Source organism: Methylomonas sp. PHL2-19 (genome assembly GCF_059331595.1).
In genome coordinates, this window is the sequence record NZ_CP196839.1 from 1,519,445 (window position 1) to 1,531,837 (window position 12,393).

Below are 12,393 nucleotides of genomic sequence, written 5' to 3' on the forward strand. Positions count from 1 at the left end.
ACCTTAAATAGGAGAACAGCGATGAACACAGACACAGTAAAAAGCGATGACGTAATGCGGTCCCGCGCTATCGAGCAGCTAGTGGTTGGCCACGCCACCTCGGACGGTGCCGGCGTGAAATTGACCCGCGTGCTGGGCCAAGCCTTGCAGCAACGCCTCGATCCATTTTTGATGCTAGATGCCTTCGGCAGCGATAAGCCCAACGATTACATCGCCGGCTTTCCCAATCATCCGCACCGGGGTTTCGAAACCCTGACTTATTTGATCACCGGCCGGATGCGGCATAGCGATAACGCCGGCCATCAAGGCTTATTGGAAACCGGCGGTATTCAATGGATGACGGCGGGGCGCGGGATTATCCATTCGGAAATGCCCGAGCAAAAAGACGGCATGCTGGAAGGCTTTCAATTGTGGATCAATCTGCCTGCCGCCCAGAAAATGCAGCCGGCCGGTTATCAAGATGTGCAAAGCGAGCAGATTCCGGAATTGCTTACGGCCAATGGCGTCAAGGTGCGGGTGATTGCCGGCAGCAGCCATGGCATCGCGGGCGCTATTCAACGGCCGGATACCGAGCCGCTGTTTCTGGATGTGCATTTGCCCGCTGGGGCCAGTTTCAGTCAGTCTTTAGCCGTCGGTCACAATGCGTTTTTTTATGTGTATCGCGGCGAGGTGGCGGTGGCAGAACGGTCGGTAGCTGCGCAACGCATGGCGGTGTTAAGCAGCGGTGAGTCGGATGGGGTGATATTGCAGGCCAAGCAAGACAGTCGTTTGATCCTGGTGGCCGGCAAGCCTTTGCGTGAACCGATAGCGCAGCATGGGCCATTTGTGATGAACACTCGCGAGCAAATCGAGCAAGCCATAGACGATTATCAAGCCGGTCGTTTTAACGTCGCGGCTTAGAAGCAAACATATGGGAGTAGAGACGATGAATACGGCCCAGCCCGACAACCAGCACTTGCCGAGGATGCCGGCCTTATTCATCGGTCACGGCAGTCCGTTGAATGCGCTGGAAGATAACGAATTCAGTCGGGCTTGGGCGGAACTGGGACAAAATCTGCCCAGGCCCAAGGCGATTTTATGCATCTCGGCGCATTGGCAAAACGATAGCACACGGCTTACTGCGATGCCGCAGCCACGGACCATCCACGATTTCTACGGCTTTCCACAAGCCTTGTTCGATTTTGTCTATCCTGCGCCGGGCAGTCCGGCATTGGCGGCGAGGATCAAGGCGCGGATGCCTGGGATTGAGTTGGATCAGGACTGGGGTTTGGATCATGGCAGTTGGTCGGTTTTGTGCCATCTGTTTCCCGATGCAGACATCCCGGTTTTACAACTCAGTCTGGATACAAAAAAGTCGCCTGAGCAGCATTACCAACTGGGTAAAGCCTTACGCTGCTGGAGAGACGAGGGGGTGTTGATCGTCGGCAGCGGTAATATCGTACACAACTTGCAAGCTTTGATTTGGCGGGATACGGCTCATGACTGTGCCGTCGCGTTTGCCGAGCGGGTTAAACGCTTGATTGCCGCAGGCGATCACAGCGCCGTCGTCAAATACCGCGAATTAAGCGATGCGGCGTTGGCCATCCCGACAGACGAACATTTTCTGCCCCTCCTATACATCCTGGGCTTGCAAGGTGACGGCGAACAGGTCGGTTTTTTCACGGACAAAACCACGCTGGGCGCGATTGCCATGTTGTCTGTGCAAATAGGTTAACGGGCATGTAGACGCTAAATTCAGCTTACTTCCGCTGAGCGTCAGATATTCGCCGTTTGTGGTGGCCTGTTTCCGCATTCGGGCATAAAATCCGCCGATTAACCATTCTGTGCGCCGCCAGCAATATGCCCAACGATCCAATTCGCCGCAAGTCACCTGAAAACAAAGCCAGCAATAGTGTTGCCGTTCCTGGAAATACGCTGCGCGAAGTCGCCGCTGGCTGGGCGGACTATGAACTATTGGATGCCGGTGACGGCAAGAAGCTGGAGCGCTGGGGTGACGTGGTGACGATACGCCCGGAGATTCAAGCGCATTTCCAGCCGGGTTGGTCGTGGCCGGATTGGCAGGCGAGGGCGGATTGGGAGTTTGTAGAGCTGTCATCCACGCAAGGCACCTGGAAAAAATTGAAGCCGCAGGCTAGCGAACACTGGCAAATTGCTTATCAACAATTGCAGTTCGGTCTGAAGCTGACCAAATTCAAACACCTGGGCTTGTTTCCGGAACAACAAGCCAACTGGCGGTTCATCGCCGAGCGGGTCAAACCGGGCGACAAACTATTAAACCTGTTTGCTTACACTGGTGCGGCCTCACTGGTGGCCAGGGCGAATGGCGCGGAAGTGGTGCATGTGGATTCAGTCAAGCAAATGTTGGATTGGACCCACGACAATATGGCGCGTAGCGGGCTGACCAACATCCAATGGGTGCTGGAAGATGCCTTGAAATTTGCAAAGCGCGAACTCAAGCGCGGCAACCATTACGACGGCATCATCATGGACCCGCCGGCCTGGGGTTTAGGCGCCAAGGGCGAAAAATGGAAACTGGAAAATCAGCTGGACGACTTGATCGAAACGGCGCGCGGCTTGATGAATCCTGGGGCGTTTTTAGTCCTGAACACCTATTCTCCCAAAGTGGACTTGCAGGATTTAGCCCGCGCTGCCGCCCCTTGTTTTGCTAAACGCCAACTCGAAATCAAGCAACTGTGGATGCAGAGCCAAACCGGTAAGGCTTTGTTTTATGGGAATTTGCTGCGGGCGACGGCTTAATCCGCGAATGGATTGAGGACCCGAATTCCTGTGCCGGCAAAGTCACCAACATTCCGCGTGACAACGGTAAGATCGTAAATTAACGCCGTAGCGGCGATCAATTTATCCAAGGGGTGTTGAGGATTTGGTACGCGCATTTTCCCCCAAACCAGCGCAATCTCGTTGTCGATAGGCAAGACATGATGGCGATATTCCTGCATAAGCTGGTTTAGCCAGTTCTCGAGTAACTTGCATTGGCTAAAATCGCCGCGGTGATAAATCAGATCCACGCCGCGCCGCAATTCACCGACGGTGACGACAGAAATATACAGCTTGTGATCATTTTGGGCGACGCCGGCAAAGAACTGGTTAACGCCCGGATTTGTCTTGCTGCCTTTGCGGATTTCGCTAATCACATTCGTGTCAATCAAATACATCAGCCAAATCGCTCTCGGTATCCACACGCAGAAAGTCAGTATCCGAACCGACATTGGGCATGGCGGCTAGCACTTCCGTAAAAGATTTCCGTTGCGGCCCGGTCAAAACCTCCGCCAGGATGGCGCGATGTTCTGCTTCTGTGGAACGATGGTGGGCGGCAGCTCTGGCTTTCAAAGCCTTAACCAGCGTTTCATCAAGATTTCTAACAACAAGGCTGGGCATAGCTAACTCCAAGAGGTGGTGCTATCAATGCTAGCATGCGCTTTGGCGTAGCGGTAGTCTTTTAACTCTACCGTTGTTGGCCCGTAAAAAACGGCCGAGTCGCAAATACACCGTCGGCAAAACGCTTACCCTGCCACGACAAACTGCGTTTCAACACAAAATCGAAGCGAAACGGGTGATATTCCTGGAGAGCCAGCAACGGTTCGACGGCATCGTCCGCCAGCAGGCCGGCTTCGGCAAACGCCGACGGCGAGATCAACGGCAAAATGCCGGTCAACGGGTAATCCGAGCCGTACAGCAAGCGGCTATGCCAGCTGGTTTCCGTCAGCAGGGTTTTGATCACGCCCATATCGCGGTTGCGTAACACAATCGCCGAAATGTCACCGTATAGCCGGTCCTGCCACTGTTTATCCGCCATCAACTTGGCAAACAAATCAAAACTTCGCACTTCCCGGCCGTCTTCATCCACATCCTTGCCCAATGTCGCGCAATGGGCAATCACCACCCGGACGCCGGCATCGAGAGCTCGCCGCAAACGCAGCGGATTCCCGAACAAAGGTTGGTCGGCGCCATGCAATGCGTTCTCTTCGCCACCGTGGGTAATGATCGGTATGTTCAATTTTGCAGCCGCTTTATAAAACTGGTCGCATTGCGGCGACGCCGGGTCTATGCCCATTGCCGGCGGCAGCCATTTCACGGCGCGGGCACCGTTGGCGGCGGCTTGTTCCAGTACCGTCACGCAATCGGGGCGATAAGGATGAACGCTGGCTACCCATTCGAAGCGTTGCGGATAGGCTTGCGCCAAACGTTGAGCGTACTCGTTGGGGACAAAGAATGTGGTATTGGCATGATCCGGGTCGCCGCTGGCGCCATGCGCACGGTCAAACGCATACAACATGGCCTTGGCGCCTTTAGGCATGTTGTCCATCAGGGCTTGTAAGCGTTTGACGAAGGCGGTGTCTTGGTTCGTGTCAGGGATGCAGGCCGCGTTGGCGTAAGCCCAATGTTGCAGGGTTTGCACCGGGTGCTTGAGCGGGGCATGCATATCCGGCGTTTGCGTAATGCCGCTACCGCCGTCGCCGGAGCCGATGATGTGCGTGTGACAATCCCACCAGTCTGCCGGATCGATGCCTTGCCAAGCGGCGGTTTCCAAGGCCGAAGCAGGCGTCCCGGCCGGATCGAGACAGGGATTAGTTAAGCGAAACAGTGCAGACGCCGGCATGCTGGCGGTGGCCAAGCCGGTAGCCGCCAGTTTTAAAAAGCGGCGGCGGGCGCGACTGGTAGCGGGCACACGATGGTTTGATGTCATGGGCTGTTTTCTAGGTCGGATACTGTGGGGATAGGATCCGCAAAATCAAATGGGTTGTAAAGAGGTTGGGGCGGATTTTGCTTGGCTTGGTGCTAGCGCCATGGCCTTGCAGATTGGGTGATTATTAACCCGGCTCTTAAATTTCCTGTAAGGTGAAAGCCGTTAGACGGCTCAGGAGTTTCGTGCAGCTGCTGCGCTCCCGCTTTTGCGGGAGCAACGTTGTGTAGAGGCCGGGTTAAAAAATTTCTTACAACTTAGAAACTTATTGCGCCCTCAAGGAAGAACGTTCTTTGCGGATAAGGATGGAACACATAAGCCGTTTTGTCCGTCAGGTTGTTGATACCGAATGAGATGCGGCTTTTCGCAGGTTTACCCAGCAAATCGTACTTAAAGCGGTAGCTGGTTTTAAAGTCCAGGAAGAAAAAGCCGTCCTGGGAGCCGAACACGTTGTTGACGTGGTCTTTGTTATCAATATCGTTGTAAGAGTCGCTGGTATATCGGCCGGCCATCGAAGTGTCCCAAGCCTCATTGATGTGGTAGGTAGCCAGGGCATTGAAGCGCCATTCGGGTAGGCGAATCCGTTCTTTGCCGGTCAGGTTGTAACGGGTAAACGAGCCATTGGCTTCCTGGAAGTTCAGGTCTGGACCGCCGTCTTCGACAATGGCATTCATCCAAGTGGCGTTAAAATTTAAATCGAAGTCAGAATCAAGCACGCGAGCTTGGTCGTATACCAATTCTACGCCGGTGGTGCTGGTAGCAGGAATGTTTTGAAACGCATTATCAGTAAAGGCGCCGGACGCGCGGCGGACTTGCTGGATCGTGTTGCGTATATCATCCCGGAATACGTTGACCCTTACGTAGCCGTTATCCAGCCCGTATTCGATCATGAAGTTATGATGCCAGCCGTCCTCTGGCTGCAAGCCGGCGTTGGCAGTGGTTCTGCTGGTCGCGTTCGTAATATTTTGATACATCTCGGCGATGACCGGGAACCGGTAGGCACGGCCAAACGAGTACCGAAACTTCCAGTTTGCGGGTTCAAAGCCCAGCGAAGCTTTGGGTGAAATGGCATCGGCACTGCGGTCCGGCAAAGGCGCTCCAGCGCCTATACCGCTGTTTGCCAGCCACCACTCGTAACGTGCGCCCAAGGTCAAATCCCAATCGGGCGCAAAGTGATAGGCGAACTGACCGAACATAGCGTTGGTTGTCACCTCGCCTCGATTACGTCTACCTAACTGTTCTGAGCCAAGCTGATTTGCCGAATAGTTGTCATAACCAAATTGCTTGAAATCCATGTTGTAGTTATCGAAGTGGTAGCCACCTAAAAACTCCAAGGGTTTCCAGCCTAAAAATTCCCGCGTGCTGAGCTTCAAGTCGTAATTTTTCCAATTGAAGTCGTCAAAAACTTGCAATTGCCCGTTTCCACCCTGCGCATTGCTTGCATTGCTTACATTTATAGGGTCATCGGGAGAGAAGTTTGCGGATCTGCGATCGTCTTTTATGACATCAAGATAGCTAAACGTGGTGTCGATGTCCCATGTGTCAGAAATAGCCCCTTTTACCTGCATGCCGATTTGCATGGTTTGCCTTTCGTCGTCTGAGGGACCAAATCCGCTATTTTGAACATTGAATGCCCGCCCAGCAAAGACTGCATCACGAACGCTGTTTGCAGCGTTGTTGTTATCGCCATAGTAGGCATTGCCGTTTGCAGTGGTCAGGTAATTACGCGGTTTTTCGGATTTGCGGGTACGTTCCTCGAATGCGCCGGTAAATATCGCCTGCAAATCCGGGGTGATGTCGTATCCCACTTTAAGTTTAACCAGGTCGGTATTGACCAACTCGGGGCCGCTGTCGCCGTAAATGTAACTGGGCGTGCCGCGGGTGTCCAAAATCGGTACTGCGCCGTTTACCGCTGTTTGCGTGCCGTTGGGATTGCGCAAACCGGTATTATCGATGAAGTAACTCATAGGCTGGCTTTCCGCTTCCAAGCGGTTGTAGGAAAGCAGCGCAGACCATTTATCCAAACGATTGCCGTACGAAAAATATTGCCGGTTGCCGTCAAAGGTGCCGCCATCCGCGCCAATATTCTCCCAAGGCTGCACAAAGTAGCTGGTTTCCGCGTAATACTCTTCTTTCATTGGCATGTGGGTTTTAAGGTTCACTACCCCGCCGATGGAGTTGCCGCTGTATTCCGCGGAGAAAGGACCGTAAACCACGTCAACCGCGTCGATTTCGTTTGGGCCCACCATCGACCAGCGCGGCGCACCGTTAAAAGAAGCCTGCAATTGATTGTGCAGCGGTAAGCCATCGGCATACACCATGTTTCTGGCCGTCGAGAACATATCGGCCCCGCGGATGCCTAACACGCCGTTCGGGTCGCCGATATAACGCTGGCGTATCTGCAAGCTCGGTTGATACTTGACGGCTTCTTCCGTGGTTTGGGCATTTTGCCGTTCAATTTCGGCGCGTGATAGGCGGGTTGATGGCGAGGTGAAATGCGAGTCTTTCGCCACTTCACCGGTGATCACCATTTCTTCCATCACTTCGTCTTTGTTGCTGCCGCCCACAGCCGGCGTTTCCGAGGGCACTTGTTTTGATGCTGTTTGACTATTGTTAGCAGTGGGCTGATCTGTTGGCTTGGAAGCTTCTGCATTTTTTGCCGTATGTTTCGTGGCGTCGCCAGTACTTTTCTTCTGTGTTTCAGCGATGGCGACATTGCTGGTAATAGCCAGCAGAACAGCAGTAGACAATAAAGAACGCATCGGCAATCTATAAGACGCTGATTTATCAAGTGTTTCGGATTGATTTTTCACGTTTGATCTCGGTTGTAATTATTATTTCTGGATTATTGCGAAGTTTGTTTTAGCCTTTTGATCTACTCAATTTGAGCGATTTTCCGAGCTGGATCATGCTGATAGCTAACAGGTTTTCCGGATAAAAAATATTCCGAATCTCCGGCAAGATTGGGGCCAAGATTAAATGTCTTTGATTTTATTGATAAATAATTAATAGTCGTGTTTTATTTTTAATAAACTGTGTTATTTAACTGATTTTTTAGGTTTTTTTGGGCGATACGCCTTGCTATTCCAAGGTGCTATGTCTGAGACATAAACTTTTAAACAAGCGAGATTTTTAAAAAAATGTCGGATAGTTCAATAATTTGATAGGCGTATTGGTTTGCACAAGATTGCGTGGCTTAAAAAGATTAAACCATTCGTTAAAGCAGCCGGTAGGTAAAAGCAAAGTAATAAACTATGTTAAATGACTACATCGCCTGAGTTGAACATGGACCACAGCAACTTTATTGTCATCTCTTCCGTTTGGGCTTGAATGTCGTCTGGACTGGCGCTAAGGTGTTCCTCTTTTTGATGGCAAATTCGGCCCTGGCAGCTAATTTAATAAGGATACTATGAACACAAGAACCATTCTGGTCGGTCTAGCTTTAAACCTCATTAGCGGTAGCGTGGTTTTGGCGGAACAGGCCGAAATAAAACCCTTCACTCCCGGCAGTTACCAACAGATTTTGGCGGCAAATGTCAACAAGCCGTTAATGCTGGCGATCTGGTCGGTGGATTGCCCATCCTGCCTGAAGGACATGGACATACTGGGTAAGCTGCACGAGAAACATCCGGCTCTGAAAATCGTCATGCTAGCCACCGACGACGCGGAAGCCTTGCCGGAGATCAAACGTATCATCGACAGCCATAAACTCGGCGGGCTGGAGAATTGGGCTTTCGCCTCCGATAATCCCGAAAAACTGCGTTACGAGATCGACCCGGCCTGGTATGGCGAATTACCCAGAACCTATTTCTTCGACGCTGGCCATCAGCGGGAGGGTAAGAGCGGGGCGATGTCGCTGGAAGAATTCGAGGCGCAACTCGGTAAGCTGAAAATGTAATGCAGCCAAACCCGGCCCGTCAGCCGTGGGGCGCGGGCTGCCGCAAACGGTACAGGCCATAAACCGCAAAGCCGATCAGGTTCCAGATCAGAAAATACAGCTGCGTAGTGCTCGGCAGGCTGATAAACAGATACAGGCAGCCCATTATCGCCACCGGTCCGGTGATCCAGACAAACGGTGCCGAGAATTTCCGCGGCATTTCCGGCTGTTGATGCCTGAGCAACAACATGCAAACCGCCACGACACAGAATGCCAGCAGCGTGCCGGCATTGGCCAGTGCGGCGATGTCCGCCAGCGGAAACACGCCGGCGATGAGACTGACGATCACGGCGGTAAACAAACTGGTGTTAATCGGCGTACCGCGTGGCGACACTTTGGCCAAGCCGCGCGGCAGCAAGCCGTCACGGGCCATCGCAAAGAAAATCCGGCTTTGCCCATAAAAAAACGCCAGCACGACCGTCGGCAAAGCGATCACCGCCGATGCCGCCAGCCAGCGTGCCGCGTTAGGTTTGCCCAACTCGCGCAAAATCAGCGCCAGGGGCTCCGGGCTGTCGGCGAAGCGCCGATAATCCAAGGCGCCCAGTGCAGCCACCGCCACCACGACGTAAATGGCCACGCAGATCAGCATCGAACCGACGATACCCAGCGCCAAATCGCGGTCGGGGTTACGGGTTTCTTCTGCCGCGGTGGCAATCGCATCGAAGCCGTAGAAGGCAAAAAAGATGATCGCCGCCGCAGCCATTACGCCACGCTCGACGCCGTCCGCGCCCAAGGTTTTAATGAAACCAAACGGCATAAAAGGTTGGAAATGTTCGGCTTGGAACAGCGGCAACACCACCGCGATAAATACCAGCAATGCGGTGAGCTTGACCACCACTAACAAGGCATTGACGCTGGCGCTTTCCTTTGTGCCGATCAGCAAAAGCATGGTGACAACCAGGATGATGAAAATCGCCGGCAGGTTGATCAACCCGCCGAGTTCCGGGCCTTGCATCAACTGCATCGGCACGCCCAAGCCTTCCTGCAACAGCGGCGCCGCGTAACCGGACCAACCCACCGCTACCGCACTAACCACCAGCGAATATTCTAAAATCAAGCTCCAGCCCACCAACCAGGCCGCCCATTCGCCGATGACGATATAGGCATAGGTGTAAGCGCCGCCGGTGGCCGGCATCAGCGTCGCCATCTCCGCATAAGCCAAGGCCGCGCAGGCGCAAATCGCCCCGGCAATCACAAACGCCAGGATCACCCCCGGCCCGGCCTTGGCCGCGCCAACCCCAATCAAGGTCAAAATGCCGGTGCCGACAATCGCCCCCACGCCCAGCGCCATCAGGTGCGGCCAGCTCAACGTGGCGGGCAAGCACTGTTCTGTCGGCAGGTTGTCCGCGGCCGACCAGGGTTTACGCTGGCGCCAATTGTTCATATCGCGTCCCCTTTGCGGCGCGCAAGCCGGTAAAATACCCAGTCAATTCGGTCTATCCCAATGGAACCCCACATGAAAATCATCTCCTGGAACGTCAACGGCATTCGCGCCGTGCAAGATAAAGGTTTTGCCGATACGCTCGGCCAACTCGATGCCGAGTGTGTGTTGCTGCAAGAAACCAAGGCCCAAGACGAGCAAGTCAGCAAGGCTTTGGAAAATATACACGGCTATCACCTGTACTCCAACTCCGCGGAACGCAAGGGTTATTCCGGGGTGGCGATATTAAGCCGGCAGGAGCCAATTCAGGTAGTGCACGACATGGGCATCGCCGAGCACGACCAGGAAGGCCGGATCATCGTCGCGGAATTCGAAAAATTTTATTTATTGAATGTCTACGTGCCCAACTCCGGCGACGGCCTGGTGCGGCTGGATTACCGGCAGACCTGGGATAAAGAATTTCTGGCCTATATGCAGAAACTGCAAAGCCAAAAACCGCTGATTGCCTGCGGCGATTTCAACGTTGCCCATCAAGCCATCGACATCGCCCGCCCCAAAGCCAACTACAACAAATCCGCCGGCTATACCCAAGTCGAGATCGACGGCTTCAGTCATTTTGTCGAAGCCGGTCTGATCGACAGTTTCCGACATCTGCACCCGGATACCGTGGCCTACAGCTGGTGGAGCTATCGCGCCAATGCCCGCGAAAAAAACATCGGTTGGCGGATTGATTACGTACTGACCAGCCAGGCGCTGCTCGGGCAAATCAGCGATGCGTTCATCCTGCCGGATGTGTTCGGCTCGGATCATTGCCCGGTCGGCATCGAGCTGGCGCTTTGAGCGAAATGATCGAAAAGTCCCCTCTCCCTCCGTACCCGCAGGGCATAAAGGAGAGGGTTAGGGTGAGGGATGTTTTTAATTTTTTTATTCCGACAATCATGAGCGACCAACAGCATTTGCTACAACAACACCGTCAAGCGCTGCTGGCCTGTACTCGCTGCCCGGCCATGATCCGCCCGGTGGTCAGCGGCAAGCCGGTATTGTCGCCGGTGTTGCTAATCGGTCAGGCACCCGGCGATAAAGAAGGGGTGTTGGGCAGGCCGTTTGCCTGGACGGCGGGTAAGACGATGTTCAAATGGTTTGCCCAGATCGGGCTAGACGAAGCCAGTTTTCGGGAGCGGGTCTATATGGCGGCGGTGTGCCGCTGCTTTCCGGGGAAAAACCCCAAGGGCGGCGACCGCGTACCCAATCCGCAGGAAATTCAGCAATGCGCGGGGTGGCTGCAAGCGGAGGTAGCGCTGTTGCAGCCCAAGTTGATCATCCCGGTCGGCAAACTGGCGATTCAGCAAATGCTGGAGGTGGATAAGCTCAGCGAGGTCATCGGCGGTTTGCACCGCCTGAATTTTCACGGCCACGACACCGACGTCATCCCGCTGCCGCATCCCTCCGGTGCCTCCACCTGGCATCGCACCGAGCCGGGTGCCGGTTTGCTGCAAGCGGCATTGGCAACTATTCAGGAACATGCGGCCTGGCGGCAAGTGTTGGGGCGTCCAACGTAGGGCGCAATAACCAACGGGCATTGCGCCGCATTTAATCAACTTCCTATTGAAAATAAAAAATGGATTACCGAAGAATTTGGCACCCCGGCGATACCTATTTTTTACCATCAATTTGTTACAAAGGAATGGTAACGATCTGTTGATTCGGCATATTCAACCGTTAAAAGATGCGATCAAAACGGTAAAAACTCATCACCCGTTCAAAATTCACGGTTGGGTGGTATTACCGAACACATGCATTGTTTGATCGAATTGCCGGAAAACGACATCGACTACGCTACGCGAATACGGCTGATAAAAATTGGATTTTCCAAGGCAATACCCAAAACCGAACGGAGATCGACCGTAAGAATAAAGCGGGGAGAACGCGGAATATGGCAACGGCGTTATTGGGAACACCTGATACCGGATGAAGCTGATTTTCAAGCCCACTTGGATTATATCCATTACAACCCGGTGAAACATGGTTGGGTAAAACAAGTAAAAGACTGGCCATACTCGACTTTTCACCGATGGGTTGAAAAGGGCGTCTATCCGTTAGATTGGGCAGGAATTGACGGAGATTTATATGACTTTGAGTAACTTTAAAATACGGCACAATGCCCTTTGGCTATGGTGCCTTACGGTTTTCGTGTTACAAGTCCAATTGTAGGGCGTCAATAGGCGCAGCCGTATTGCGCCGTATGTTGGCCTTCAAACATGCGGCGCATTACGCTATCGCTAATGCGCCCTACGAGCTTAGCTTCAAGCGGTGACATAAATGAGACTCCTAAAGGTACTCAACGCAATTTAAAGGCCAACGCTAGTCCGATAA

Annotated in this window: 11 protein-coding genes and 1 pseudogene; 7 read left to right on the plus strand and 5 right to left on the minus strand. The window is 53.4% G+C overall.

Annotated features, from left to right (window positions below):
• Positions 1 to 21 precede the first annotated feature (21 nt).
• The 3 genes from ACR02O_RS07320 to ACR02O_RS07330 all read left to right on the plus strand — a co-directional run bounded on the left by ACR02O_RS07320 (position 22) and on the right by ACR02O_RS07330 (position 2,757).
• Positions 22 to 900 (plus strand): pirin family protein, encoded by an 879-nt coding sequence (locus tag ACR02O_RS07320; protein ID WP_494523084.1) that lies wholly within the window; start codon positions 22 to 24, stop codon positions 898 to 900.
• 25 nt (positions 901 to 925) lie between these two features.
• Positions 926 to 1,714, plus strand: a complete 789-nt coding sequence (gene ygiD / locus ACR02O_RS07325; RefSeq protein ID WP_494523085.1) for a 4,5-DOPA-extradiol-dioxygenase — start codon at positions 926 to 928, stop codon at positions 1,712 to 1,714.
• Between the two features lie 125 nt (positions 1,715 to 1,839).
• Positions 1,840 to 2,757: a class I SAM-dependent methyltransferase gene (locus tag ACR02O_RS07330; protein ID WP_494523086.1), complete on the plus strand. Its 918-nt coding sequence runs from the start codon at positions 1,840 to 1,842 to the stop codon at positions 2,755 to 2,757.
• On the opposite strand, the gene ACR02O_RS07335 is transcribed toward ACR02O_RS07330, so the two are convergent.
• The 4 genes from ACR02O_RS07335 to ACR02O_RS07350 all read right to left on the minus strand — a co-directional run bounded on the left by ACR02O_RS07335 (position 2,754) and on the right by ACR02O_RS07350 (position 7,515).
• Positions 2,754 to 3,173 (minus strand): type II toxin-antitoxin system VapC family toxin, encoded by a 420-nt coding sequence (locus tag ACR02O_RS07335; RefSeq protein ID WP_494523087.1) that lies wholly within the window; start codon positions 3,171 to 3,173, stop codon positions 2,754 to 2,756. The genes ACR02O_RS07330 and ACR02O_RS07335 overlap by 4 nt on opposite strands.
• Positions 3,160 to 3,396, minus strand: coding sequence for a FitA-like ribbon-helix-helix domain-containing protein (locus tag ACR02O_RS07340; protein ID WP_494523088.1), 237 nt, complete (start codon positions 3,394 to 3,396; stop codon positions 3,160 to 3,162). The genes ACR02O_RS07335 and ACR02O_RS07340 overlap by 14 nt, the downstream gene beginning before the upstream one ends.
• 67 nt (positions 3,397 to 3,463) lie before the next feature.
• On the minus strand, positions 3,464 to 4,705 hold the full coding sequence (locus ACR02O_RS07345; protein WP_494523089.1) for an amidohydrolase family protein: 1,242 nt from the start codon (positions 4,703 to 4,705) through the stop codon (positions 3,464 to 3,466).
• 254 nt (positions 4,706 to 4,959) lie between these two features.
• On the minus strand, positions 4,960 to 7,515 hold the full coding sequence (locus tag ACR02O_RS07350; RefSeq protein ID WP_494523090.1) for a TonB-dependent receptor: 2,556 nt from the start codon (positions 7,513 to 7,515) through the stop codon (positions 4,960 to 4,962).
• 596 nt (positions 7,516 to 8,111) lie between these two features.
• Between ACR02O_RS07350 and ACR02O_RS07355 the strand changes: the two genes are divergently transcribed.
• Positions 8,112 to 8,600 (plus strand): TlpA family protein disulfide reductase, encoded by a 489-nt coding sequence (locus tag ACR02O_RS07355; protein WP_494523091.1) that lies wholly within the window; start codon positions 8,112 to 8,114, stop codon positions 8,598 to 8,600.
• A gap of 19 nt (positions 8,601 to 8,619) precedes the next feature.
• Here the strand turns inward: ACR02O_RS07355 and ACR02O_RS07360 are convergent, their stop codons facing one another.
• Entirely contained in the window at positions 8,620 to 10,023 is a 1,404-nt protein-coding gene (locus ACR02O_RS07360) for an amino acid permease (protein ID WP_458136762.1), read from the minus strand.
• Between the two features lie 72 nt (positions 10,024 to 10,095).
• Here ACR02O_RS07360 and ACR02O_RS07365 point away from each other — a divergent pair, with 72 nt between their 5' ends.
• The 3 genes and pseudogenes from ACR02O_RS07365 (at position 10,096) to ACR02O_RS07375 (ending at position 12,161) form a co-directional block, all read left to right on the plus strand.
• Positions 10,096 to 10,860, plus strand: a complete 765-nt coding sequence (locus ACR02O_RS07365; RefSeq protein ID WP_171694341.1) for an exodeoxyribonuclease III — start codon at positions 10,096 to 10,098, stop codon at positions 10,858 to 10,860.
• Between the two features lie 98 nt (positions 10,861 to 10,958).
• Positions 10,959 to 11,579, plus strand: coding sequence for a uracil-DNA glycosylase family protein (locus tag ACR02O_RS07370; protein ID WP_319962069.1), 621 nt, complete (start codon positions 10,959 to 10,961; stop codon positions 11,577 to 11,579).
• 59 nt (positions 11,580 to 11,638) lie between these two features.
• Positions 11,639 to 12,161: pseudogene (locus tag ACR02O_RS07375) on the plus strand (REP-associated tyrosine transposase).
• Positions 12,162 to 12,393: the final 232 nt, after the last annotated feature.